The organism is Fodinibius salinus, assembly GCF_008124865.1.
In the GTDB taxonomy this organism is placed as follows: Bacteria; Bacteroidota; Rhodothermia; order Balneolales; family Balneolaceae; genus Fodinibius; species Fodinibius salinus.
In genome coordinates this window covers 114,599-140,181 of record NZ_VNHY01000002.1, presented here as the reverse complement: position 1 = coordinate 140,181, position 25,583 = coordinate 114,599, and the positions used below count along the sequence as shown (strand labels likewise).

The 25,583-nt window shown below is 41.1% G+C and carries 21 protein-coding genes; 12 read left to right on the top strand and 9 right to left on the bottom strand.

Annotation, left to right across the window (positions count from 1 at the left end; translation table 11 throughout):
• Window positions 1-53: 53 nt before the first annotated feature.
• Genes LX73_RS05450 through LX73_RS05440 form a run of 3 tightly spaced genes read right to left on the bottom strand, consistent with a single transcriptional unit; the run spans window position 54 to window position 3,127 of the window.
• Entirely contained in the window at window positions 54-1,400 is a 1,347-nt protein-coding gene (locus LX73_RS05450) for a glycosyltransferase family 2 protein (protein ID WP_170245594.1), read from the bottom strand.
• A 49-nt stretch (window positions 1,401-1,449) separates the two neighbouring features.
• On the bottom strand, window positions 1,450-2,646 hold the full coding sequence (locus LX73_RS05445) for a hypothetical protein (protein ID WP_148898478.1): 1,197 nt from the start codon (window positions 2,644-2,646) through the stop codon (window positions 1,450-1,452).
• Window positions 2,647-2,662: 16 nt separating this feature from the next.
• Complete coding sequence (locus LX73_RS05440) at window positions 2,663-3,127, bottom strand: response regulator transcription factor (protein WP_148898477.1); 465 nt, start codon at window positions 3,125-3,127, stop codon at window positions 2,663-2,665.
• A 211-nt stretch (window positions 3,128-3,338) separates the two neighbouring features.
• On the opposite strand from LX73_RS05440, the gene LX73_RS05435 reads away from it, so the two are divergent.
• The 9 genes from LX73_RS05435 to LX73_RS05395 all read left to right on the top strand — a co-directional run bounded on the left by LX73_RS05435 (window position 3,339) and on the right by LX73_RS05395 (window position 17,444).
• Window positions 3,339-5,798, top strand: coding sequence for a sulfatase-like hydrolase/transferase (locus tag LX73_RS05435; protein ID WP_148898476.1), 2,460 nt, complete (start codon window positions 3,339-3,341; stop codon window positions 5,796-5,798).
• A 44-nt stretch (window positions 5,799-5,842) separates the two neighbouring features.
• Window positions 5,843-7,075 (top strand): YaiO family outer membrane beta-barrel protein, encoded by a 1,233-nt coding sequence (locus tag LX73_RS05430; protein ID WP_148898475.1) that lies wholly within the window; start codon window positions 5,843-5,845, stop codon window positions 7,073-7,075.
• Between the two features lie 376 nt (window positions 7,076-7,451).
• On the top strand, window positions 7,452-8,138 hold the full coding sequence (locus tag LX73_RS05425; RefSeq protein ID WP_148898474.1) for a TetR/AcrR family transcriptional regulator: 687 nt from the start codon (window positions 7,452-7,454) through the stop codon (window positions 8,136-8,138).
• 103 nt (window positions 8,139-8,241) lie between these two features.
• On the top strand, window positions 8,242-9,756 hold the full coding sequence (locus tag LX73_RS05420) for a TolC family protein (RefSeq protein WP_148898473.1): 1,515 nt from the start codon (window positions 8,242-8,244) through the stop codon (window positions 9,754-9,756).
• A gap of 15 nt (window positions 9,757-9,771) precedes the next feature.
• Window positions 9,772-10,812, top strand: coding sequence for an efflux RND transporter periplasmic adaptor subunit (locus LX73_RS05415; RefSeq protein ID WP_170245593.1), 1,041 nt, complete (start codon window positions 9,772-9,774; stop codon window positions 10,810-10,812).
• 21 nt (window positions 10,813-10,833) lie between these two features.
• Window positions 10,834-14,178: an efflux RND transporter permease subunit gene (locus LX73_RS05410; protein WP_148898471.1), complete on the top strand. Its 3,345-nt coding sequence runs from the start codon at window positions 10,834-10,836 to the stop codon at window positions 14,176-14,178.
• Window positions 14,179-14,448: 270 nt separating this feature from the next.
• Window positions 14,449-14,856, top strand: a complete 408-nt coding sequence (locus tag LX73_RS05405; protein ID WP_148898470.1) for a DUF4293 family protein — start codon at window positions 14,449-14,451, stop codon at window positions 14,854-14,856.
• 18 nt (window positions 14,857-14,874) lie between these two features.
• Complete coding sequence (locus LX73_RS05400) at window positions 14,875-15,789, top strand: DMT family transporter (RefSeq protein ID WP_246138170.1); 915 nt, start codon at window positions 14,875-14,877, stop codon at window positions 15,787-15,789.
• A 134-nt stretch (window positions 15,790-15,923) separates the two neighbouring features.
• Window positions 15,924-17,444 (top strand): MltF family protein, encoded by a 1,521-nt coding sequence (locus LX73_RS05395; protein WP_148898469.1) that lies wholly within the window; start codon window positions 15,924-15,926, stop codon window positions 17,442-17,444.
• Here the strand turns inward: LX73_RS05395 and LX73_RS05390 are convergent.
• The 5 genes from LX73_RS05390 to LX73_RS05370 all read right to left on the bottom strand — a co-directional run bounded on the left by LX73_RS05390 (window position 17,431) and on the right by LX73_RS05370 (window position 21,833).
• Window positions 17,431-19,158: a SpoIIE family protein phosphatase gene (locus LX73_RS05390; RefSeq protein ID WP_246138169.1), complete on the bottom strand. Its 1,728-nt coding sequence runs from the start codon at window positions 19,156-19,158 to the stop codon at window positions 17,431-17,433. The genes LX73_RS05395 and LX73_RS05390 overlap by 14 nt on opposite strands.
• A gap of 5 nt (window positions 19,159-19,163) precedes the next feature.
• Window positions 19,164-19,586 (bottom strand): ATP-binding protein, encoded by a 423-nt coding sequence (locus tag LX73_RS05385; RefSeq protein WP_148898467.1) that lies wholly within the window; start codon window positions 19,584-19,586, stop codon window positions 19,164-19,166.
• 11 nt (window positions 19,587-19,597) lie between these two features.
• Complete coding sequence (locus tag LX73_RS05380) at window positions 19,598-19,957, bottom strand: STAS domain-containing protein (protein WP_148898466.1); 360 nt, start codon at window positions 19,955-19,957, stop codon at window positions 19,598-19,600.
• Window positions 19,958-20,258: 301 nt separating this feature from the next.
• Window positions 20,259-21,269 (bottom strand): alpha/beta hydrolase, encoded by a 1,011-nt coding sequence (locus LX73_RS05375; protein WP_148898465.1) that lies wholly within the window; start codon window positions 21,267-21,269, stop codon window positions 20,259-20,261.
• A gap of 51 nt (window positions 21,270-21,320) precedes the next feature.
• Window positions 21,321-21,833 carry an SPOR domain-containing protein gene (locus LX73_RS05370; RefSeq protein WP_148898464.1) on the bottom strand — a complete coding sequence of 171 codons (513 nt, stop codon included), beginning with the start codon at window positions 21,831-21,833 and terminating at the stop codon, window positions 21,321-21,323.
• A gap of 358 nt (window positions 21,834-22,191) precedes the next feature.
• Between LX73_RS05370 and LX73_RS05365 the strand changes: the two genes are divergently transcribed.
• The 3 genes from LX73_RS05365 to LX73_RS05355 are packed head-to-tail and all read left to right on the top strand — an operon-like array spanning window position 22,192 to window position 24,964.
• Window positions 22,192-23,607, top strand: coding sequence for an ABC transporter permease (locus LX73_RS05365; protein WP_211359372.1), 1,416 nt, complete (start codon window positions 22,192-22,194; stop codon window positions 23,605-23,607).
• Between the two features lie 3 nt (window positions 23,608-23,610).
• Complete coding sequence (locus LX73_RS05360; RefSeq protein ID WP_211359371.1) at window positions 23,611-24,654, top strand: ABC transporter ATP-binding protein; 1,044 nt, start codon at window positions 23,611-23,613, stop codon at window positions 24,652-24,654.
• Between the two features lie 22 nt (window positions 24,655-24,676).
• Window positions 24,677-24,964, top strand: coding sequence for a hypothetical protein (locus tag LX73_RS05355; RefSeq protein WP_148898462.1), 288 nt, complete (start codon window positions 24,677-24,679; stop codon window positions 24,962-24,964).
• A gap of 11 nt (window positions 24,965-24,975) precedes the next feature.
• Here the strand turns inward: LX73_RS05355 and LX73_RS05350 are convergent, their stop codons facing one another.
• Entirely contained in the window at window positions 24,976-25,500 is a 525-nt protein-coding gene (locus LX73_RS05350; RefSeq protein ID WP_148898461.1) for a hypothetical protein, read from the bottom strand.
• Window positions 25,501-25,583 lie beyond the last annotated feature (83 nt).

Genomic DNA, 25,583 nt, shown 5'->3' with positions numbered 1-25,583 from the left:
CAAATAGAATAGTCTGTTATTTTCAGGGTAATAGTTCTCTATACAATAGAGAACTATTGGAACCCTGTACGGCTTATTTCGCCCCAGTTTTTCTTTCCTCTAAAAAAATCGATAAGTCCTTTCAGTTGCCAAAAACCATGGATCTGTCGATAACCGATATTTTCTACGAAGGAAAACAGGCTTAGAATAAAAATATCTTTAAAACTACTATAGCTTTTAAATGCTATCTCTTCAGCCAGTACTGAAATTAGTGATATGACCATTCCATATAAAATGGAAACTGCCAGAAACAGTAGTATAAATGGAAGGTTAAAAAGAGACGGTAAAAATAAGCTGACGGCTAAATAGATATAGCTAAAAAACTGTATGACAGGTCCTAGCAGTTCAAAAAATAAGAAAAAGGGCATTACGAATAATCCTATATGCTTATAGGTTTTATCGAAGAGCATATACCTGTGCCGCCACAGTGAGTCGGCAAGTCCACGATGCCAACGGTTACGTTGGTTTTTCAAGCTTGTATAGTCCGTAGGTACTTCAGTCCAGCAAATAGGTTCAGGAAGAAATCGTATTTGATAATCCGTGTTATTGCGAAGGTGATAACTGTGAAGGCGAATAATGAGTTCTATATCTTCTCCGACCGTATCGGTCAAATACCCGCCCACCTTAATAACAGCTTTGCGGTCAAAGATTCCAAAAGCACCAGATACTATGAGTAAACTTTTAAAATAATCCCAGCCTACCCGACCAAATAGGAATGCGCGGATATATTCTACCGATTGCAGACGAGCCCAAAAATTTTTGGGCGTGTGAATCTCTTTAATTTCACGACTCTCTATTTTACAGCCGTTAATCACTCGAACAACACCACCTGCCGCCACTGTGTTTTTATGTTCAATAAAGGTTTGGATAAGTTTTTTTAGGACATTCTGTTCCAAAATGGAATCGGCATCAATCGAACAGATAAGGTCAGTTTCTGCAAGGTCAATGCCAGCATTAAGTGCATCGGCCTTTCCGCCATTCTTTTTATCAATTACTGTTAGAATTGGTATGTCGGGGCTTTGATAGATTTTTTGAATCGGCTGGTGGCCTATCTGTTTGTTGTAATAAATCTCTGTTTCAACTAAATCAAAATGGTCAATAAGTCGCTGTAAGGTGTCGTCGCTGCTGCCGTCATTTATGACAATGATATGATATTCCGGGTATTCGAGCTTGAGTAATGATTCAATCGATTCTACTATGTTTTCGGCCTCATTGTAGGCAGGCACAAGGATACTAATTGATTTAAAAAGCTCAGTCTTAAAAAGTGCGTCTGCCTCTACAACATCGCTTTGTAATAGTTGTTTCCGAACATAGATGAGTGCACCTACAGTGAGAAGTAGATACACGGAATTTATTGTCATAAAATAGCTGACAATAAGTTTTTCAATAATACTAAATAAATAAAATTCGTTAAGCATTGGTATTCATCAAACGGTGGCTGAGAGTTATCTGAATTCCTGCTGCGATACTATCGATTTTATCTAAAAATGGATAGATATGTTTTGGAGGTTGTTTTTGATCTTTAATCTTTCTGATCAAATCCAAGTTAGATATTACATATTGCAAAAGATACTCAAGACGTTTTTTGTCATTGAGTATGAACTCTTCGATGATAGCCTTCCGTACAGCAAATTCTGCATTCTGTAGATTGTTTACTAAAAAGATTAGATTTTTTTCTCCTCCTAGAGTACTTAGTGTTTTTACACCCGCCAGCCGTATGTCTGTGGGCATGCCTTTTTGAGTATATGCTCTAATTACAGAGGACGCATTTATATTGTGTAATTGTCCTAGTGCAATAATTAATGCCTGGATAAGTGGAGCTTTTGCGTTGTTATATTGCAGGCGTTTTAAATACTGAAATAAAAAATTGCTTTGTTTATAAAACCGTTGGCATCCTAAGTAGCGGATAATAACGATTTTGGCAGTCTGACCAATATTCTCAATTAGAAGGCTCTTAAGTACACGGCCTATTTGGGGACGATAAGCAGTATTACCAGGGTCAAGTAAATAAAGAAGTTCGGGAACCATGAGTTCGGAAAAGTCACTACGTTTAAAAAATCGGAGCAATGTAGTTTTTTGAATAGTTGGTTTTCCAGAAGTAATAATGGCTTTTGTTGCTGCATATGCCAGTTTTATATTCGATGTTCTACTCATAGAAATTAGTTTAGCCAGAGTACGCTGATCAATATCTTCGGCAAATCGAAAGTATCTGCAAGCAAGTAATTTCGAATTAGTAGAATAGTCAAAAAGTCTCTCTTGGAATAAAGACAAAAAAGCAGGGTGCTCTATAAAATCATTTAGTCGTTCTCGATCTTCGCCATCTAATATATTGACAAGTTTATTGAGCAATCTAAGAAAGAAAGCATAATCTTTTGTACGTCTGCTTAATTGCTTAATAATATCGTCAGCGTCTTGTTTGGGAGAGGTCTGTTCAGCGTAATCTAAAATGAGTGAAAAAAAGTAACTGCGGAACTTTTTTTCATACCTTTCCCAATAATTTTTCGTTAGACGTGTCCAGAATGTATATCCTAATAGAAAAAAGAAAAGAATAAAAAGAAAACTTACTAGGGCTATAAGGGTTCTGAATGCAATTGTAAAATCAAACATATCCTTATATAAGCAGCTAGGCCGCTTTTGTTATCAGCTTTCGGATGCGGGCTATGAATTCTTTCGGTTGCAAGGGTTTGGTAATATATTCATCTGCCGAAAGATCAAAACCACGCTTAATATCCTCAGATCTTGATTTGGCAGATACCAGTACGACCTTTGTATTTTGAAAGATAGCGTTTTTCCGGACGTTTTGGAGCACTTCATAGCCACTCATCCCGGGGAGCATTAAATCCAGAATCATCAAGCAAGGTATATTTTCTTTCGCATACTCTAATGCTTTAAGACCATTACTAAAGAGTACTATTTTTTTATCAAATTCTCGATCTAAAAGCCTGTTAAATAACTGTCTGGTCAACTCGTCATCATCAACGATCAAAATTTCGTTAGAGGGGGATGGTGAGTTTGCAGAAGCACCGGAACTATTTTCGGGACTATAGTAGATTCCAATAGAAGGATAAAGAGGGTCCAGTGTATTCATACTGCCTGTATTTGAGATTAGATATTATTATATATTGGCAGCTTATTTTATTATGTCTATACAATAAAGTAACAAATTTATTTACATTAAAATATTTTTTCTACTTAAATAATTAAATACAATGTTATTCGAAGATAGGGAGGGATATATTTTTTGGAAGAGAAGAGCTATTTTATTTTAAAGCAGGAAATATATAAATCTACAATTGCTCATGGATACCAAGCTCGTCCCCAAAAAAAAGTTTTACCTAGCGCAATTTAGTATGTTTTTCATAGCTTTCCTTTTTGCCAGGTGCTATGAGTGGGTTGGTATGTCTGTCTATCATGGTTTTAATACGATAGGACTAGATTATGTGCTTATGGCACTCGTCCATGATTTACAGATCTGTGTTGTGTTAACGGTCTTGTTTTTATTGTTGGCAATACCTTTGCAATTAATCTACCGGCAAGAGGCTGTTCAAAATATTACGGCTCATCTGACAGTGATTGTGACAATGATTTATATTTTTTTGATATCATATTTTACGATCACCTTAAGGCCATTGGGGGCTGACTTTTGGGGTTATTCAATTACTGAGATCTTCAATACTGTACTGGCTACAAACTATATTACAGTTTGGAGTGTGTTATTTCTTGTAATGAGTTATTTAATGCTTTATTGGCTTGTGCGCACGATCCAATCTTTAGAGGTTTTTGCAAAAGTTAAGGCCAAAGGTGTTGGGGCTGGAGTTGTTGCTATATTAGTGATCTATATAGTTAGTGTGGCTTTTGAAGCAGATAGGGATGTAAATGTCATTCAAAAAGAAAAACAGGAGAACAAACTTTCTTACTTTGCAACACGTAGCTTTTCAGCGATAGGGCTGTTTGGAGATAAAGTAACTGCTTTTGAAAAGAATGAATATCCTTTGTTGCGAGAAGCTGAGCAAAAGGATGTACTGGGCCCTTTTTTCAACAAGTTTAATACGCCCCCTAACATAGTTTTTTTATTTGTCGAGAGTATGGGTGGAGAATTTATGGGTCCTAATGGCCAATGGGCCGGTTTTACTCCTTACTTGGATTCGCTTTCCAAAGAGAGTTTATATTGGGAAAATGGCCTTAGCCTGTCTGGCCGCACCTTTGGACTGGTACCTTCAGTGTTGGGCTCACTGCCTTTCGGCAAACATGGATTCATGGAATTAGGACCCAGTTATCCAAATCATCAATCACTCATTAGTTTACTCGACCAGCGCGGTTATTATACGGCATTCTACAGTGGTTATGATACTTATTTCGATAAACTTGATTTCTTTTTGGATTATCAGGGAATAGATTATGTGCTTAATAAGCAGAAATTGGAGAAATTATTCCCTGAATCAACTAAAAGTTCCAATTACTGGGGCGTAGATGACAAAACAATGTTTAGTTTATCTTCTACGCTTTTGGATACTGCCAAAGCTTTTCCGCGCCTTGAAATATACCATACGTTACAAAGTCACTCTCCATTTACAGTGCCGAATGCTGGTAAATATGAAGCGCAATTTAGAGACAGGCTTAATAAGCTGGACGTTTCTAAAGAAAGAAAAAAGGGCTATAGGCAATATCGTGCTGAACTTACGACACTTCTATTTGCTGATCAGTCGATTAAACAATTTATGGAGTCATATCGTCAGCGAGATCAGTTTGAGAATACAATATTTATAATCACAGGTGATCACTGGCTTGTTCCAATACCACAACCATCAGTTATTTCGAGATATCATGTACCCATTATGATTTATTCGCCTAAGCTGAAAAGAACAGGCCATTTTAAATCTGTAAATACCCATGCAGAAATAGTACCAACCTTTACAGCATTGTTAAGAAGTCAAACCAAGTTGGAGATGCCGCAATCAGTGCATTGGATAGGTGGTATAATGGATACTAGCAGAAAATTTAGAAGCCGACAGTCGGTACCGTTGATGAGGAATAAGAACCGTATTTCTGATTACCTTGACGGGGAATACTATTTATATGACGACCAATTATACAAATTGGGCGAAGGTCTAACATTAACTCACAAGGAGAATAAAAAGGTGAAAGCAAGGTTAGAGGAAAAGTTAAGCCGTTTTAAATCCATCAATCAATTTGTTATAGAGAGTAATAGGTTGTACCCGGGTGACTCTAAAGCTGTTGGTCCCGAATATACTTTTTTAGAAGAGTACGATACCCTATTTGCACAGTTAGATAAACAAGGACTGTCAATAGATCAGCAGTATCAGGAGGCACGTCAAATGGCATTTACTGGTAATTATGGGAAGGCTCGTGCAATTGCAAAGCGTATATTAATGAACCATCCAGGATATCACGACGTGCGCATTCTTATTGGCCGAACGCATGCGTGGGAAGAAAACTATAGCGAAGCTCGTAAGCACTTTAAGGAGGTTCTGAAATCAGACTCAACTTATTATGATACTTACAGTGCATATTTTGATAATGAATATTGGGCAGGTAACTATGAGGATGCTTTAGAAGTAGTAAACCAAGGACTTAAATATCATCCCCAGCGTAAACAATTTCTGAAACGTAAAATTAAGGTTTTAGCAGGATTGAAAAGGTATTCCGAAGCGAAAGAGGTATATAATCGTTTTAAAAAACAGATTTCTCCCGCCGATAGCAGCCTAAAAGAATTCGAAAATATCGGTCTCTATAAATAATTAAAGTTATTTTATAAGTGGTTAATATTCTTAATATTGATAATATGAAACGAGTTCTTACAATTTTGGGAGCTTTTTTACTCATTACCCATGCCACATCGGTTGCACAAAAGCAATTATCAGTAGATCAACTTTATGAAAAGGCTCGTATAGCAGCTTTTGATGAGGGGGATTATAAAAAGGCCCGTGGATATGCTTATAGTGCATTAGACCGAAGTCCAAACTATCATGGTATACGAATTTTTGTTGGTCGCCTGTTTAGCTGGGAAGGAAAGTATCAAAAGGCAAGAGAAGAATTGACATATGTGTTAGAGAATGATCCCGATAACCGAGAGGCGTTACTAGCGATAATAGATGTCGAAAACTGGTCTGGTAATCAGCGAAAGGCAATGCAAATTGTGAATCGCGCGATCAACTACTATCCCGAAGATAACGAACTTCTGCTTCAGAAAGCTTCTATATTTTACAAATTGGAAAAATATGAGGAGTCCGAAGAGGTATATAAAAAGATTTTACGATCCTCTTCTGCTAATAGAGAAGCACGTGAGGGATTGCAAGAGGTGCAGCTAAAACAGATGAAATACAAAGTTAATGTATCATACCGGTATGACTATTTCACCGATATTTTTGATCCTTGGAAATTTTCGGAGTTTGGGTTAACTCGTCAGACACCGTATGGCTCCATTATTGGGCGCATTCAGTATGCTCAGCGATTTGGTTCTGATGGTACGCAATTTAATCTGGATGCTTATCCTTCGATTACAGAAGGATTATATGCTTATATAAGCGGGGGATATTCAAAATCCTCAATTTATCCTGAATATCGATTTGGGATCTCTTTATATAAATCTCTGCCGTCGTCATTCGAGCTGGAGATCGGGATGCGTTATCTCGATTTCAACACTTCACAAACAGATATCTATACTGCTTCGCTAACTAAATATTCGGGAAGCTATTTATTTACATTGCGCACTTATTTGGTACCATCACAAGCCAGAAGTTCAAAATCATTGAGTTTGATTGTTCGCAGATACTTTGGATCGGCTAATAGTTATTTAAGTCTCAATGGTGGGTTTGGATCTGCCTCTACCACTACTGACATTCAGTTTCCCCAAGATATACAAACGCTGGATTCTTGGTCGCTTGGCATAGACGGGCAGTACCCTTTGTCTGAAAGGTTGTTTATAGGAGGCAATGCGGGCTATGATTCTTCTGAATATCCAAATTTTACCAGAAAACGCTTTAGTTTCAAAGCATTTGTAGCCTATCGATTTTAATTTTTATTGGTAGTTTGCGTTTTACCTATTCATTGAGGCTTTTTATGTCTCTTGAATTAATACATGCTGGTTATAGCCAATTGTGTAGATGTATTATGGGGGCAACGGAGTTTGCAGGATAGAAGCTGAGTACACGATTCCCAGGCAAGTGTGAGTAAAAAAAGACGAATTTTGTGATACCTTTCTTTAAGAAATTTACGGATGCCTGCTATTGGAATGGTTGCAGTTAAGAAGGCCTACTTTTCCATACTGTCTGATTGACTGCCAGTAAGGTAGGCCAGTAACGTAATTTTCACAGTTCGATTATTTGCATAACATATTCAATAGTCTTAACTTTGGTCACTTTCTGACTGATAGTCATTTCAATTGAAAATTTATGGGTAAAGAAGAGCGAAAAAAACGAGAAAAGAAGCGTCGGTGTAATCAGATTATTGATGCTGCCGAACAGGTTATTTTTTCGAAAGGTCTCGAGAAGGCTACAATGGATGAGATTGCTGAAGAGGCCGAGCTCAGTAAGGGTACATTATACCTTTATTTCGAAAATAAGACCGAACTATACATTGCTATTACCCAGCGCGGGTCAGATATGTTGAATAGTAGGTTTACTAAGATTTTTTCGGAGGCTCATGATCAGAAAGGGCTGGAACTTATCCGCGAAATGGGAGAGACTTATTTGGATTTTGTACGGGAGTATCCTAACTATTTTACGGCTTTTATGTATTACGAGTCGTTAAGTGATCTTGATGCCCTAGAAGACAGTACTTATGCAAAGCAGTGTAATCAAAACAAGCGCGAAGATTTGAACTTTATGGTTCGAGCTCTGCAGATTGGCATGCAAGACGGATCGGTAGATGACAGCTATGAGCCCAAGGAATTGGCAACTATTATTTTTGCCAGCACAAGAGGATTAACTGCAATGGCACATGCCAGCGGAAGAGGGCTTCATGCTGAGCTTTTAGAGGAAATTGAGGTGGGGATGAGTACTATATTTGAGAACTTTCTTAACTTATTAGTAAAGGGGATGGCTTCTGAAAAGGAATTACATAACTCAAAAGATGGTTAAAATGACTGTCATTCATTTAATGGGTAATAATAGTATATAGATACCATACCTTACGACGCACATATTTAATTGTAAATAACTACACTTTGTAATAGAATTCTTTATGTATCCAGCGAATATTCTAAAAATTGGATTAACATTCGTCCTGTTATTGTCGCTTTCCACAACGGTTATGGCGCAACAGGATGTATCTCAATCGGGTATTCAAAAAATTGAGGAAGCACCGGGAGCAATTTCGATTGATCAGGCTATACAAATTGCTTTGGCCAATAATACTGAGGTAAAACGATCACTCCTTTCGGTGCGTGATGCAGACCAGCAGGTACGAACAGCCTGGAGTAATGTCTTGCCTGAGGTTACCTCTTCCGCTAATTATACTCGTAATCTGGAAATACCGGTGAATTTTATTCCCGAAGTTGTTTTTAATCCCAATGGTGATCCGGATAAGCTAGTGCCTGTGGCCTTTGGTACTGATAATAATTGGCAGGGTGGATTTACCATCTCTCAAACTATTTTTAATGGGCAGGCTTTTGTAGGGATAAGCACTTCCAGCTTATATAAGGCAGCACAATCCGAAGGCTTGCGAGCTACCGCACAGGGTATTGTTACCCAAACGCGGATGGCTTATTACCAGGTGCTTATTGCGAATGAGCAGGTGCGTTTGCAGCAAAGTCGATTAGATCGAGTACGCAAAAATATTAAAGATACCCGCAAGAGTTTTGAGCAGGGATTGGTTGATGAATATGCAGTAATGCAGCTCGAAGTTCAGCTTGAAAATATTAAGCCCCAACTAACCAGTGCTAAATTTTCTAAAAAAGAAGCCGTACGGAATTTATTAGATACTATGGGCTTGCCTGTTAACCTGAGTTTAGAAGTGAAGGGGGACCTTAACAGTTTTAATATTCAGGCTCCAGATGCATCCGAAGAAGAAAACAAAGCACTTAAAAAAGTAGATCAGGCAACGCCGCTTTCCCTGGAATCTGATTCTACAATGTTGCAAAGAGCGTTTGAGATGCGCGGAGATTTGCGGGTGCTTGATATTCGACAGCAACTTCAGCAGAAACGAATAAAAGCCGAAAAAAGTAAATATCTACCCAGTATTGTTGCGAACTATAATTTACAGTGGTCGGCCTCTCAGGCTGGTACCCCAGTATTCTTTGGTACTGACCAACAGCGAGCTCGGTCACAGACATTTATGGTGGGAGTACAACTGCCAATTTTCCAGGGATTTCGCAGGAATGCTGCTATCCAGCAGGCTCAAATCCAAAAGAAAGATTTACAGCTGCAAGAGTATCAATCTCAGCGAAATGCTGAAAGTGAGATCACTTCAGCTGAAGAGAGTATTAAGGAAGCCTTCCAAGTAGAGTCGGCGCGTAAGCGGGCTTTAGATTTGGCACAAGAAGGATATGATCGGGCTTTAAAACGTTACCAGGCCGGGTTGGGTTCGCAACAGGAAGTTAAGGATGCAGAGCTTCAACTGCGTGAGGCAGAAGTTGGTTATGCGCAGATGGTATTTAATTATCTGGCTGCAAAAGCCCAATACGATCAGGCAGTTGGCCAAGTCCCTTTTGTTGAAGAAGATATTGAATCTATTAAAAATAAGATTGAACTCGAATAAATGAACACACGAACAATGAAAAAAATTTTAGTAATTGCATTAAGTACACTGATGTTTGCGTCGGCCTGCAGTAACGGACCGGCAACAGAAAATAAGGAAAATGGTGATTTGGTAGCAGTCAATGTAGAAGAGGTGACGCCCTCTACATTTAATCATTATTTGAATATTCAGGGAACTGTTGAATCTGACAAGACGATTTCGATAACCCCAAAGGCTGCAGCAACGGTTGAGGAAATTAATGTTCAGGCTGGAGATGTGGTTAGAAAAGGTGCAGTATTGGCCAAGCTTGATGGGGAGGTTACCCGAACACAGATCGCAGAAGTAGAGTCACAGCTTAAGCTGGCTAAAACGCGATATGAACGGCAGAAAAATCTCCGCGAAGACGACATTGGGTCTGAAATCCAGCTTTTGGAAGCGGAGACACAAGTACGGTCGCTTGAAAATAAGTTGGCTACATTGCAGGAGCAATATGATAATTATACCATTACGGCCACAATTGGCGGCACGGTAAACCGGGTGTATATCAAAGAAGGCGTTAATATTGGACCAGCTGAACCGGCGTTTCAAATTGCTAATTCTGAAGCCTTGAAGGTGACGGCCGAAATTTCAGAAGCTTACATTACGCGTGTTGACCGTACCGACAGCGTAAGAGTGCAACTGCCCAGTCTGGATCGTCAGCTTACTAAGACCATTGATGTAGTGAGCCAGGTGATTGATCCGTCGAATCGCATGTTTACCATTGAAGTTTACATTCCCAATATAGATGGAATGGTACGCCCCAATATGCTGGCGAAGCTTCGGGTGAATGACGTTACGCGCTCCAATGAAGTAACCATACCGCTTAATGCTATTCAACAACCTGAAGGTAACGCTTTTGTGTATGTAGCAAAGCAGGACAATCCCAACTGGGTAGCCAGCAAGCAGCCAATTAAGTTGGGGCTGACCTATAACGATCAGGCGCTCATTGAAAAGGGGTTACGCCCGGGAGATCGGCTGATAACGGTGGGGTACAATGCCCTGAGCGATCAAACACCCATTACCATCCAAGAAAATTAATTTCAAAAGACGAATTCTATAATGAGCTTCAAAGAATTTAAAATTTCGAGTCTTTCAATAGATAATCGGACCACCGTCTATTTGATGACGGTTCTGATTACGCTTATGGGAGTTTTTTCGTACCTGACACTGCCTAAGGAACAGTTTCCCGAAGTGCAGATCCCGACCTTTAATATTGTTACAATTTATGCCGGTGCGTCCCCAGCGGATGTTGAGAATCTTATTACGCGTCCCATTGAGCAGGAGCTGAAAGGTATTGACGCCGTTGATGAAATAAGCAGTGTCTCGAAGCAGGCCACCTCGGTCATTACTATTGAGTTCGAGACCAGTAAAGATAAGCTGGTGGCTCAGCAGGAGGTCAACGATGCGGTTGATAAGGCACGCACTGAGCTCCCGCAGCAGCTTACCCAAGAGCCGTCGGTGGATGATATCAATCCCTCCGACCAGCCAATTTTGAACGTCAACCTCTCTGGTAATTTCGATATTGTTGATCTTAAGCAGTATGCCAAAGACATCCAGGATAAGGTAGAAAGCCTCCCGGGAATCAACGAAGCGCAGATTGTTGGTGGACTCGAGCGCGAAATTCAGATCAATACCGATATGGCCAAAATGCAGGCCACGGGTATCACCTTTCCGCAAATCAGACAAGCCGTTGCGCAGAAAAACGTGACCATTTCCGGCGGTGGCCTTGATTTGGGACGCATGGAGCACGCCGTACGCGTTGATGGGAAAGTAGATAGTGCAAAGCACCTCAAGAACCTGATTTTGAAAAATGCGCGGGGCAGCGATGTGTATCTCAAGGATATTGCAGAAATCAAGGGGGGCTTTGCCGACCGGGAAAGTTATGCTCGCCTTGGTGGGAAACCGGTAATCACCGTGAACGTGAAAAAGCAGGGGGGGGCTAACCTTATTGAAGCAACCGATCGTACGCGGGCGGCCATACAGGATATGCAGCAGACCACTCTGCCCGAAGGTCTTGATATTACGTATACCGGTGACCGATCTGATGATACCCGGCAGAGTGTTTCCAACCTGTTTAACACGGTGATTATGGGGTTCCTGTTCGTTGTGGTGGTGCTCATGTTTATCATGGGCGTCGAGAATGCTATATATGTTGGTCTGGCTATTCCATTTTCCTCCCTGATTGCTTTTGCAGTGATGCCGTCTCTTGGCTTTAGTATCAATATTGTGGTACTCTTTGCCCTTATTCTGGGGCTGGGTATTGTGGTCGATAACGCTATTGTGATTGTTGAAAACATCTACAGGTATATTAATGAGAGAGACTACAGTAAAATAGAGGCGGCCAAGCGAGCGGCCGGAGAAATTGCCCTGCCGGTAATTACCGGCACGATCACGACTATTGCTCCTTTCGTACCGCTGTTATTCTGGGGTGGTATTATTGGGAAGTTCATGGTGTATCTGCCGATTACCATGATTTTAACGCTGATAGCCTCGCTGGTTGTTGCCCTTGTAATAAATCCGGTCTTTGCTGCTTCATTTATGGAAAAGGAAGATGGAAACGGCGGCAAGGACGAACACAATGGTGATAATAAAGGCCTTTGGATTAGCGGCGGCATTTTTGCTGCCCTTGCTGGTATCTTTTACCTGTTTGGGAACTGGTTTGTTGGCAATCTGTTGCTATTCCTCTATGGATTGTATTTGGTGGAGCGATTTGTGCTTAAACCGCTGATCGCTAAGTTTAATGAATCGGTACTTCCGCGTATACAAGAAAACTACAAGGCAGCAATATCTTGGATTCTGGAAGGTAATCGTCCGTGGTATACGCTGGGAGGCGCTATTGCGGGACTGGTAATGAGTGTGGTATTATTGGGTATTGTTTCGCCCAAAGTGGTATTCTTCTCCGAGAGCCAGCCCAACTTTGTGTATATCTATAACCAGATGCCAGTGGGTACCGACCTAGAAACGACCAACGAGGTAACCAAGGAGATTGAAGACCGCGTTTATGAAGTTATTGGCAGGGATAATCCCATTGTAAAGTCAGTAATTTCCAATGTGGCAGTTGGGGCTGCTTCGCGTTCTGATATGGATAAAACACAAAGTGCCAACAAGAGTAAGGTCAGCATTTCTTTTGTTGATTATCAGTATCGGCAGGGCGTTTCGACACAGAAAATATTGAATGATATCCGCAAAAATTTGCGGGGTATCCCCAGTGCCGAAATTGTAGTCGAGCAGGAACAGTCGGGTCCGCCCACCGGAAAACCGGTAAATATTGAAATTGCCGGAGAGGATTTCGATCGGCTTGTAAGCCTTTCGAACAAATTACAGCAATATATCACCTCGCAGAATATCGCGGGTATTGAAGAGCTGAAATCCGACCTTCAGGTCAATAATCCCGAGATTCTCGTGAATATTGATGAGGTGAAAGCTAACAGCTACAACATCAACAACGCACAGCTGGGTAGTCAGATACGAACGGCCCTTTTGGGCATACCGGTTTCTACATTCCGCGAAGGAGAAGATGAATACGATATTACGCTTCGAGCACAGAAGGAAGATCGTTCCAATATTACTAGGCTAATGAGTATGCAGGTGCCTACCGCCGGTGGCATGATTCCGATCTCGGCGGTTGCAGATGCAAAGTACACCAAAAGCTATGGATCGATTAATCGTATTGACCTGCAGCGGGTAGTCACGCTTTCATCTAACGTGTTGGAAGGGTATAACGCCAATGAAATTAATACTCAAATCCGTACGGCCCTGCAAGACTTTGAAGTTCCCGAAGGTTATTCGGTGGCTCTTACCGGTCAGCAGGAGGATCAGGCGGAAACCATGAACTTCCTGAGTGTAGCGCTGGTGGCTGCGGTATTACTCATTTTCTTAACGCTTGTTGCCCAGTTTAACTCCATCGGCAAGCCCGTAATCATCATGTCGCAGGTTGTCTTCAGTCTGATTGGCGTTTTTATCGGCTTTGCAACCTTTGGGATGAATATTTCCGTGGTGCTAACGGGAATGGGGATCATTGCCGTGGCCGGAATTGTGGTCAAGAACGGAATTATTCTGGTCGATTATACCGATATCTTACGCAATGAGGGCAAAGATCTGCGGGAGGCTGTCATCGAAGGTGGCAGGGTCCGATTGAATCCAGTAATCCTGACAGCTGCGTCCACGATACTTGGGCTATTTCCGTTGGCAATAGGATTAAACATCGATTTTTACGGGCTGTTTGCCAGTTTGGATCCCAATATATATTTCGGTGGCGATAGTGCAGCTTTCTGGGGTGCCTTGGCTTGGACCATCATCTTTGGTCTTGGCTTTGCCACTCTGCTCACGCTATTCTTGGTACCGTCGATGTACTACATTGGCGTGCAGACCAAGCGTAAGTTTAAAGAGAAATTCACGGGATAATAAGTTTAGGGGTAGCAGTTGCGTCTTCTACCCCTCCCCTTGGTGATTTCAATGCCTTGTTTTGAGGGTGAGCGATCCCAAATACGATAGATGCATAACCTTCAGCATTTGAAAAGGGATACCCTTTTAACCAGATCTTTATCTATTCAATATTCATGGTTTCTTCTTTATTGGGAAGAGTCATATAATAATAATGTTTGCGGATGAGTAAATAGCTGAAAATTACTATCTTTAAGTTTTTATCACTAACAACAATAAGCTCTTACTTTCGTGATTCAACGCATCCAAACTTTATTCTTATTCATTGCTTTTCTGCTAAATGGCAGTGTGTTTTTTAATGCTCTTTACCGCCATGCTATGGATGACCCCCGGGGATGGATTGGCATTACCTTTGCCATCATGCTGACCATAGCATCATTGGGTTCTCTGGGAGCTATTTTCCTTTATAAAAATCGAGAAAGCCATCTCCGTTGGGTTAGTCGTCTTTTAATTCCACAAGTTGTTAGCTTTGGTTTCGCTGTAGGTATTTATATCTCTCTCGGCGGATTTGGTACTTATCTTTGGGATGAGACCATAGGCTTGTGCTTGTTGTTTTTGGCTTTTCTCTGCCAGCTCTACGCCCGTAAAAAAATTAATGATGATATCGAGTTGGTAAAATCGATGGATCGTATCCGCTAATTTTTTTAGACTTCTTTCATGTCTTCTGATTATCCGAAGATCCAGGTTTTAGCAGCTCTGGCAGCGGGCCTTGCCTCATTCGGCTTTGCTCCTATTCTGGTACGTTTTGTACCAGAGACTTCTCCGTTTGTCTTGGTTGTATATCGCACTGTTTTTGCTGCCCTAATGTTGCTTCCTTTTTGGCTCTGGACGCGTAACAACGATCAACGGGCAGGAAAATCAAAGGAACGAATGTGGATGGCATTGTCTGGTGCCTGTTTGGGCCTCCATTTTACATGCTGGATTGCTTCGATCTATTATACCTCTGTTGCATCGGCCTCGGTACTGGTTACCATCCATCCTATTATCATGATTTTAGTGGAGCGGTTTTGGTTTAAAAAGAGTTTTGCTACTGCAACATGGATTGGTGTTGTACTAGCCTTTGCCGGTTCAGTATTACTGGGAATTTCTGACAGTCAAATTGAACAGTCGTTTGCAGACCCTCTTTTTGGCAACTTTTTAGCTTTTTCGGCCGCCCTTATTTTTGTGATTTACTTGCTTATAGGCCAGCAGATTCGTCAAAAGAGAGCATGGATCGACTATGTCTTTCCAGTTTATTTTTATGCGGCTGTTACTTGTATATTGATTGCCGTAGTGTTGGGTAAAGATTTAACAAATATATCAACAGTTGGTATTTGGGCGGGAGCAGGCCTCGCATTTGGTCCTCAGATATTGGGACACGGATCTATGAATTATGCCGTTAAATATATTTCACCAACTTTGCTTTCTACCCTCATCCTTGTAGAACCGCTTTTGGCATCAGTGTTGGCCTTTATAATTTTTTCTGAAATGCCGCCTATTGTTTCAATATTAGCAATGGTCATCATTTTGTTTGGCGTAGCCCTAACATGGAAGCGATCGACAGAAAAGTCCGGAAAAAAATCACGAGAATAGCAGCTCAATATCCTTACATTAGAAATTATTAAACGAAATATTGCCGATTTTTCATTATTTTGCAGTATAAAGTGACAGTTAGAGACGTTATTAGTTTATAAGCAGGTACATTGGCGATAACTTAATTTTGCATTATGCAAAAATACAAAGCAACATCACTCAGGTTTTGCCTGGTTGCAAGCGTTGCATTAAGCTTATCACTGGGGAGCTGTTCTTTCAATGGCGAACCTGACCCACAAGATAATCCCGACGGGCTTAGAGTAACCGTTACCGAGCCTGTTGAGCGTGATTACGCCGAAATTAAAGGGGATGGCGTGCTGCGTATGATCACGCGGTATAGTTCAAATACGTACTTTTTGCACCAAGGTGTTGAATGGGGATTTGAATATGAGTTGGTCCACCGTTTTGCCGATAACCACGATCTGGCACTTGAGGTTATTATAATCGGACCCGATGAAAATCCATATGATATGCTTAATAGTGGGAAGGGCGATATTATTGCCGCAAACTATACGCGTACGCCCGAGCGAAAACAATATGTAGAGTTTACCCGTCCATACAATTTGGTGAATCAGCAGATGGTTTTTTCTGGTGAAATTGCTAACCCACCACAGACTATTGAGGAAGTTGCTGAGCGTAAAATTCCGATCACCGTTCGTCGGAATAGTTCGTATTATCACCGCCTAAAAGAACTACGTAGTCAGGGACATAGTATTCCTATTCATTTGGTATCCAATAAAAAAGATACAGAGTCTCTACTTTATGAAGTTTCTGACAATAAATATCCGGCAACCGTTGCTGACAACAATATTTTCCAGGCATCAGATAAGTATATGAAAGGCTTGGTTCGGGGACCTGTTATAGCTGAAAATGATACTATCGCCTGGGCTGTTCGTAAGAATGCTTCCGATTTAAAGACCGAACTCAACAAGTATCTTTACGACCATTTTCGATTTGGTAATACAGGTGAAGATCCTAAACGGTCAACATTTCTAAATGTGTTGCGCAAACGGTATTTTGAATCCGGTCCTCAAATTGCGCAGTATTACAATCCCGAGTCAAAGATTTCAACGGCTGGAGTTATTTCGCCGTACGATCAATTGATTAAGCGCGTTGCCGATTCCGCGGGAATTGATTGGCTGTTGGTAGCTTCAGTTGCAGCGCAGGAAACAAAGTTTAATCCTAATTCCAAAAGTTGGGCCGGTGCTGTGGGACTGATGCAGGTATTGCCCCGGTATTCGAAAGTTTCTGATGAGGAGATGCTTTATGATGTAGAAACAAATATTCGTGAAGGAGTACGTATCATCAAAGAACATTTAGCTCATTATTCTTATATGGATAGTACTGATCAGTGGTCATTTGCTCTTGCTGCTTATAACGCGGGGCAGGGGCACCTTGCAGATGCCCGCCGCTTAGCTATTGATCAGAACAAAGATCCCAATGATTGGAAGAATGCTTCTGATGCTTTGCTTAAACTTATGCAGCGGAAATACTACAAAGATGCACGCTATGGATTTTGTAGGGGCATTGAGACAGTACGGTATGTGAAAGAGATTAAAAATCGTTATAAAACTTATGAGACGATTTTGGCTATGAATGAGCAGAGCGAAGGCGATACTGGTTTGGGTGTGATGGGATTGTTTAATGTACCTTGATGATGATAAGTGTAATATCATCATGCTGAATATCATCAGAGAAGGTCAGTACTTTGTTAATAATTGATTGCTGAATATCAGCAGCTGTTTTTTCCTGATTGTTTTTGATGCAATTGATTAATCGTTGCTCTCCAAATTCTTCAGTCTGAGCGGGATTTAATGCTTCTGTAACCCCGTCAGTATAAAAAACTAGGATGTCGCCATTTGATACCGTTATTGTTTGCTCGGAATAGGTATTGCTTGTAGGCATAGCGCCCAGAATGAGCCCGCCTTCGTCAAGTCTTTCAACCTTGTCACCGTCATTTTTTAACCAAATAGGAGCAGTATGACCAGCATTTACGAACTGGAACTCCGAGCTTTTAGGATCATAAAGTCCCCAGAAGAAAGTGATAAACTTATCAGGGGGTGTGTTTTTAAAAATAATGTCATTAATCTGCCCCGATGCTTCGCTGAGTGAAAGGTCTACCGGTAGCAATACATGCAACATAGCCTGCAGGTTGGCCATCAGTAGAGCGGCCGGGATACCCTTTCCTGTAACATCACCAATGGCAAAGAGCAAGCGTCCGCCGGGTGTTTCCAGGATATCAAAGTAATCACCTCCCACTTGGTAGGATGAAAGGTTCCGAGCCGCAATATCTAGCTGATCGTACTGGGGAATAGGATCTGGAAGCAGCCCCTGCTGAATACTTTTGGCAATATTGAGTTCTTCTTCCAGCCGTTCTTTTTCAATGCGTTCTTCCAGTAAATATGTTTTTTCGATAGAAAGGACGGCGAGGTTGCCTAGCGAACGTAAAAAATTATAGTCTGATGTAGTGTAAGGTTCGCCATTAGCTCTTGCGCCAACACCCACTACCGCGACTTTTTCATCTTGTAAATGGAGCCCGATCAGCGCTGTAATATCATTTTCATCAAGAAATGGTATTTCACTGGCCAGTGTATTATCTACTTCAATCAGGTTTTTCTCATAGTCAAATAATTGATTGATTTGCGCGGTTGTTAGCTGTCCGGCAATGCCGCTACTGGCCACCATCTCACGAGAACCCTCATGGTCGAGAATAAAAAAGAATTTGCGGATGAGCATTTGGCCGAGCAGGGCGAATTTAAAGGTACGGACAATCTCCTGCCGGTCCACCATAATGTTAAAGTCTTTGCTGAGATCGAATAGGGTGTTAAGATCATACACCTTTCGGTCGAGCATACGATTGGTACGCCGCAGTTCAGTAAACATGCGCGAATTGGCAATGGCTACCGACGAAATGATAGCCAAGCTTTCAATAAACTCTACCTCTTCTTCTTGTAGCCTGTTATTGTCGCCTTTTGCTCCCAGACACAGAAAGCCGATATGATTATTACTGGTACGTAAGTTAAAAAGGGTACAGTTACCACTGCCGATAAGGTTGCGAAGGTCAAACTCCTCGTGTTCGCAATGTATTACAGACTGTTCTTTGAGAGCTTCTGCATTTTCAAAAGAATATGATGCTCCTTCCGGCATGCAATCGGCACCTTTGGATTTGGAAACTTTGTAATTGTCACTACCCGGCTGATAGATCAGGATCATGCCTCTGCTAACCATCAGTTTACCCATGGTAATGAGTAGCAGGTTGTTAAGGACGAAATCCATATCCTGAGACTCAACTAGCATTCGCGAAGTCTCAAGCAGTGTTTGTAGCTCAAAACGGGAGTTGGCATTTTCTTGCGTAGAATTACTGCTCACAATCGTTACCTTTTTTTTATCATCCGAATTGTGTTCACTGAACCGTCGGTGTGATATTCTACATTATCCATTAGCTTTTTAATGAGATAAACGCCAACACCACCTCTCTTCTTTTGTCTAATTTTTTGGCGTACATCAGGTTTTGAATAATTGCTGGGATCAAATGCATTACCGGTATCAATCAAAGAAATCCAAAATTCGCAGTCATCGTATCCTATTTCGATATCAACTGTTTTGTGATTGTCGCTGTGGTAAGCATGCTTAATAATATTGGTATAGGCTTCATCAACGGCAAGGCGTATATTAGCTATTTCCTGCTCATTGAACCCAATAGCAGAGGCATGTTCACCCGCAAAGTCACGCACCTCTGATAAATGTTTGGTTGAAGCGTCAACCGACTTATTATATGTGGCAATGGGTTTTGACAAGGTAGTTATGCTTATTCTTCTTCGTCATTATTAAATTTTTGAATAGCCTTGGTTTCTTTATCCAAGATGTCATAAAGCGTAGGGAAGCCCAGCAGATCAAAGACATTATATACTTGGGGATTCATATTAGTGAGCTTAATGTCACCTCCCATATTCCGTACATTTTCGATATAAGCCATAAAAACACCGAGACCAGCACTGGCTATATAGTCGAGCTCTTCACAGTTTACGACAATCTGATATTGGTCATTTTCGATTAGCCTTTTTAATGAATCTTCGAGTTGTGAAGCGGTATGTGCATCGAGCTCACCACTAAGCTCGAGCACAATAATAGAATGAACTTCTCTGTGATTGATTTTAAAATTTTCCATTATGGCGTATTTGTTGTTAAAAACTTATCCGGCAAAAACAGTTTTATAAACATATAAATTTTAGCACTGGCAGTATAAATAATTATCAGGCCTAATTCTGTGCGGAAAGGCATTATAAGTTTGATGGTACGAAAAGAAAAACAGAAGGGTTCAAAAAAAATAAGGCCTCACAAGTATCAGTTGTGAGGCCCTGACTATTCATCAAGAGAGACGCTACTTGAGCGCTTTGTAATATACGTGAATTCTGATATTCGAATCAAGTTTTTTTGTTAAACATTTGGTGATTTAATGTTTAATTGATTTATGAAGTTTCAGTTGTACTAGTGTTATGGCAGTCAAGGTTTTTCAGAAACTGGATGGTTTTTGATGATACACGATTTGCTGATTTAGAAACCAGCGAACTGCAAATAACATGATTTTGAGCATCGGGAAAGTTCCTGATGTGCACATTGTCTGTTTGTAATTGTTGGCTCATTTTTTTGAGTGCTGGAACCGAAATAACCTTGTCTTGCTGCTTTTTATTTTTATAGTAGTATCCAACAAACGTAGGACAGTTAATAGATGAGAAGAGAGATTTTGTCATATTGTTCTGAATAAAAGTCCCCAGCGCCAGTGCACCGCCCAGCGCATATTTGTTATTCCAGATCCTTTTTTCAGCTTTGGTAGCGTTAGTGGTTTTAAGCAGATATCGCCTGCCGGGTATTATGCTCATTAGCTTACGAATGGGAGCGTGCGTCAATAATTGGTTGGTGATGCCATAAAACTGTATTAGTGGTGAGTATAATACAAGAGCAGAAATTTGCTCTTTGAGCTTTTTCTGTGCTGCTAGATATAAAGCAAGCGAGCCGCCCGTTGAGGTACCCATGAGTACGACCTTTTTACCAATTTTCTTTCCTATTTCAAAGGCAAAGCGTGCAGACGTAATGAGTTTTTGTTCTGTAAGGTTAAGTAGAGGATAACTGCTTTGGATACCATGTTCTTGCATCCTGCTGAGAAATAAATTACATCCGCAGGCTTTTGCTACCTGTCTGTGAACAGGGTCGCCCTCAGGGTGAGAGGCGCGGAAGCCATGTAAATATACAATAGCAGTGTCAGTTTGTGAGGGTGCATTGGAATTGTGCCAATGAATGTTAGCAGCCGTACCTGGTTTTACGTTAGCTGCTGCTTCTTTTTCTGCGATGTATTTTTCAAGGTCTGCCGGCCGGTCAGGAATTTGATCAAAAGAATCATTCATCTTATAAAACTGAGTGCGAAAGGTGAAGCGATATAAAAAAGCACCAAGAGAGAGCCTTGGTGCTTTGATGATAATCATAAAATGAGCGAATTGTCATTGATGGGATTCACTCATTGAATCTTCTTTTTCTTAATCTGTGGTGTTTTTGCTGGTGCCATCCGTTGTCAATGAAATCCACGATGGTTCACTGTACTTACGCTGAATTTTATCTTGAAGTTTTTTAGCCATCTTTTTGCTGGGCAGGTGCCCTAATCGCACGCGAAACCATACATCACCGGTTTCTTCATTCCCAAACTTTACGGTATAGGCATTTTCATATCCCCGCTCAACCCATTTTTGGACTTGTTTTTTGGCCTTGTCCTTTGATCGCCAAGACTCTACTTGAACAGCAAAGGCACCATCACTGTCAAATGTAATGCGGTTACGTTCACGCTTTCGTTTTTTGGCAGCCTCAATACTGTCTTGCCGAGCCTGTTCAATGCTGTCTTGTTTCATTTGTGCTAATCGCTGCTGGCGGACACGCTCGAGAGAATCTTGCCGAGCCTGTTTGCGACGTTGTATTTCTTCTTCACTGGGTCCGCAGGCATTCATCATCCCCAAAGCAATCGATGAGGTTATTAGGAAAACGAGTAACTTCTTCATGGAAAATAAGTTTAATGAATGTGACTTTATATTGATTGCCCGAAAGCTAATTTTACGAAAAAAAGTTACGGTGCAAAAATGGATAAAACAAAAAGTATATATTACTGTCTCTAATACGGATAACTTGTACCAAACAGTTGCTAAATCGCAACTTTTTATTTAGATTTATTCTAATCTATTCTCCTCCTAGCACTATATAAGAACTATTTTTAGCAGACTGATACATAAAAAATCTCCCCCTTGGTATCTGTTACTCTTTGCTTTGATTATATCGCTGGGGGTTTTGCTACCGTTGGTATATCTGCTCATTCGCGCATTCGATGCTTCCCCTCAGATATTAAACGATGTAGTTTTTCGGATGCGCAATCTCCGTCTGCTCGGCAATACATTATTACTTACTGGCGGTGTGTTGGTGATGGATGTCTTTATTGCTTTACCGCTGGCATATCTTTCTGTACGATGTGATATAAAATTTCGGAAATTAATTACAATTCTGGGTGTGCTTCCCCTCGCTATTCCTGGTTATGTAATGGCCTATGCACTCTTGGGATTAGGTGGAATAAACGGTCTTTTTGATGCTTGGATAGGATGGAACTTCCCGCGTATAAGTGGTTTTGCCGGATCGTTAATTGTACTTAGCCTATGCACATTTCCGTATTTGTATCTCAATTTGCGTACTGCTCTTTTGGGGATGGATCAGTCGGTTGAAGAAGTATCCCGTTCGCTGGGACATGATGCGAAATCTACCTTCTTTCGCGTAATTCTGCCCCAGCTTAAGCCTGCATTTTTGGCTGGATCACTACTTATTAGCCTACATGTAATTGGCGACTTTGGGACCGTTTCGCTTATGAGGTTTGAGACTTTTAGCTATGCGCTTTATCTGCAGTATATTGCTGCTTTTGATCGTATTTATGCCGCATGGCTGGCTCTGATGCTGCTGGCTTTAACAACCGGTGCCCTGGTATTGGAGTATAAATTGCTCAAAAAGGCAATCTATTACCGATTGGGAAGAGGAGTGGCAAAAGCCAAAACGTTTTTAAAACTTGGCCCATGGAAGTTCCCGGCCTATGCTTTTGTAGTCGTTCTTTTTCTGGTAGCTATTGTATTGCCCGTTTCATCTATTGCGCATTGGCTTAACCAAACAGCTTTTTCTAGTGTGGCAGGAGATCTTTGGCAGGCCTTTTTAAATTCAGTGAAAGCATCGGCTCCTGCTGCTGGTCTTACAACCCTGTTTGCGCTTCCGTTGGCATATATCGGTGTTCGATACAAAACAAAATTAAGTGGTCCTATTGAGCGTGTAGCATACCTGGGATATGCCACCCCACCATTGGCATTTGCGTTGGCCTTTGTGTTCTTTTCGCTACAGGTGTCAACTGTGTTATATCAATCGTTGGTTTTACTTGTTATTGCTTACTCTCTTCATTTTTTGGCCGAAGGCATTGGGCCGGTGCGCAGTGCCTTGTATCAGGCATCTCCAAAATATGAAGAAGTAGCACAGTCCTTGGGATACTCCTCAATAAAATCCTTTTTTAAAGTAACATTACCGTTATTGCGCGGTGGAATTATTGCATCGGCAGCATTGGTTTTTTTATCTGCAATGAAAGAACTTTCTATTACGTTCTTATTAGCACCCATTGGTTTTGATACATTGGCCTTGAATGTATGGTCATACACCGGAGAAGCCATGTTTGCCGAAGCAGCTCCTTTCGCCTTGGCAATCTTGTTGTTTTCGTCGCTCTTTGTGGGGTTTTTGTTTAAAAATGAAGGGGAATGAATAATGAATAAATTACTTTCTGTATCTAATTTAACAAAATCGTTTGATGACCATGGTCCCGTCGTGGATGAAATTAGTTTTGAGGTTTATGAAGATGAGATTTTTGCGCTTCTTGGTCCCAGTGGATGCGGAAAGACAACTTCCTTGCGATTAATTTCTGGCTTTGAGCGAGCAGATCATGGAAAAGTTGAGGTAGAAGGTGAGGTATTAGAAACACCCGGTGAACATGTTGCGCCGCAAGATCGGGGTATTGGATTTGTATTTCAGGATTATGCGCTGTTTCCCCATTTATCTGTGCTCGAAAATGTGGCCTTTGGACTAAACCATATCCCCGAGCATAAACGACACGTTTATGCTGAAGAAGTATTGTGCCGGACTGGGATGGGTGATTATAAAGATCGCAATCCCAGTGAGCTTTCGGGTGGGCAGCAGCAGAGAGTAGCATTGGCGCGCGCTATTGCTCCCAAGCCCAAGCTGGTGCTTCTTGATGAGCCGTTTTCGAACCTTGATGCCATGCTTCGTGATACGATGCGCAAAGAGGTACGTGATATTCTCAAAAAGGCGGGAATGAGTGCGCTGCTGGTTACGCATGATCAGGAGGAAGCACTTTCATTTGCGGATCGCATTGCGGTGATGAACGATGGTAAAATTGAACAGATTGGCACACCCGAGGAAGTATATTATAAGCCAAAGACAAAATTTGTAGCTAACTTTTTGGGACGTACCAATTTATTTTACACTGATGCCAATGGCAGTCAAGAAGTTTCAACAAATTTGGGCCCTGTAAATCTAAATAATGAAGATGCTACGGGACGGGTGCTATGTTCCATCCGGCCGGAACATTTAACGCTCGAAGAGGTAGAAAATGAAGACTTGCAAAAGGTGGGTACTGTAGTGGAGCGGGAATTTAAGGGACACGATATCACCTACCATGTACAATTGCATGGCCAAAAATATTTGGTACATACTGATAATCGCATCATTTTTGAGCCCAACGACGCCGTTGTTATTAAGCCTTTAGAGCCAGCAGTAGTACTTGAAAGCTAAACCCAATTAAATATTCATCATTATGACATTTACAGGTCTGTTACTTCTTCTTTTAATTGCTGCCATTTGTGGAGGGATTGGTCAAAGCATTGCTGGATATTCTCTCGGTGGATGCGTGATTTCAATTGTTGTTGGTTTTATTGGCGCGCTGATAGGCAAATGGCTTGCTGCCAAAATGGGGCTTACTTTTATCCTTCCTGTTGAAATTAGCGGCGAAACCTTTCCCATCATTTGGTCAATTATTGGTTCCGCCTTGTTTTCGGTTGCTATTGGAATTCTCAGCAAAGGAAGAAGTCCGCTTAAAAAATAAGTTTTTGCAGGTTATTCCGGAGCAGAGAAATCCTGGTTGTATGGATTATTATCGAAGCCAGGTGTTATCTGTACAAAGCCATGACTGGTAGCATTGTGACAAGAATTGCAGGCATTGACCATATCAATAGTTCGCTTACGTGCTGCTTCCCAGTTTTTGTTGGCTAGGGCATCTTCTACGGGTTGGATCGTGGGGTCTAAAAATAATTTCATAAATCGCGCAATATCATATCCCTCATAGCCCGGGATGTTTTTCTTGATACCGTCTGCTGCTGCGCGTACCTCATGGAAATAAAAGGAAGCTAATTCGTGATTTTTAGCATCAAGTGCCAGCGCATATTTATGGGTATAATATTGCAGTTGTCCCATCGCATCAGCAAGTTCAGGTGTATCTTTTTTAGCTTTTTGAGACGTTTTCTTTGATTGCGAATCTGGTTTTTCACTGCTTGATTTGCTGCAGTAAATCAATACCGAAGCACATAAGAAAAGACTTAATATTATACTGATTTGACGAAAAGATGATATGCTGGAAAACATGGAAAGTATAATTACCCTTATTTATAATGATTCTAAAGGTAATAAATAAAAGTATATTTTTGAATTGTAATTTGATAAAATAG

Coding starts and splice junctions, on each gene's coding strand:
- LX73_RS05420 (WP_148898473.1), top strand. CDS start 8,242: ATGTATCCAGCGAATATTCTAAAAATTGGATTAACATTCGTCCTGTTA.
- LX73_RS05355 (WP_148898462.1), top strand. CDS start 24,677: ATGACATTTACAGGTCTGTTACTTCTTCTTTTAATTGCTGCCATTTGT.
- LX73_RS05365 (WP_211359372.1), top strand. CDS start 22,192: ATGCGCAATCTCCGTCTGCTCGGCAATACATTATTACTTACTGGCGGT.
- LX73_RS05395 (WP_148898469.1), top strand. CDS start 15,924: ATGCAAAAATACAAAGCAACATCACTCAGGTTTTGCCTGGTTGCAAGC.
- LX73_RS05425 (WP_148898474.1), top strand. CDS start 7,452: ATGGGTAAAGAAGAGCGAAAAAAACGAGAAAAGAAGCGTCGGTGTAAT.
- LX73_RS05400 (WP_246138170.1), top strand. CDS start 14,875: ATGTCTTCTGATTATCCGAAGATCCAGGTTTTAGCAGCTCTGGCAGCG.
- LX73_RS05445 (WP_148898478.1), bottom strand. CDS start 2,646: ATGTTTGATTTTACAATTGCATTCAGAACCCTTATAGCCCTAGTAAGT.
- LX73_RS05430 (WP_148898475.1), top strand. CDS start 5,843: ATGAAACGAGTTCTTACAATTTTGGGAGCTTTTTTACTCATTACCCAT.
- LX73_RS05370 (WP_148898464.1), bottom strand. CDS start 21,833: ATGAAGAAGTTACTCGTTTTCCTAATAACCTCATCGATTGCTTTGGGG.
- LX73_RS05380 (WP_148898466.1), bottom strand. CDS start 19,957: ATGGAAAATTTTAAAATCAATCACAGAGAAGTTCATTCTATTATTGTG.
- LX73_RS05410 (WP_148898471.1), top strand. CDS start 10,834: ATGAGCTTCAAAGAATTTAAAATTTCGAGTCTTTCAATAGATAATCGG.
- LX73_RS05360 (WP_211359371.1), top strand. CDS start 23,611: ATGAATAAATTACTTTCTGTATCTAATTTAACAAAATCGTTTGATGAC.
- LX73_RS05435 (WP_148898476.1), top strand. CDS start 3,339: ATGGATACCAAGCTCGTCCCCAAAAAAAAGTTTTACCTAGCGCAATTT.
- LX73_RS05450 (WP_170245594.1), bottom strand. CDS start 1,400: ATGACAATAAATTCCGTGTATCTACTTCTCACTGTAGGTGCACTCATC.
- LX73_RS05440 (WP_148898477.1), bottom strand. CDS start 3,127: ATGAATACACTGGACCCTCTTTATCCTTCTATTGGAATCTACTATAGT.
- LX73_RS05415 (WP_170245593.1), top strand. CDS start 9,772: ATGAAAAAAATTTTAGTAATTGCATTAAGTACACTGATGTTTGCGTCG.
- LX73_RS05375 (WP_148898465.1), bottom strand. CDS start 21,269: ATGATTATCATCAAAGCACCAAGGCTCTCTCTTGGTGCTTTTTTATAT.
- LX73_RS05350 (WP_148898461.1), bottom strand. CDS start 25,500: ATGTTTTCCAGCATATCATCTTTTCGTCAAATCAGTATAATATTAAGT.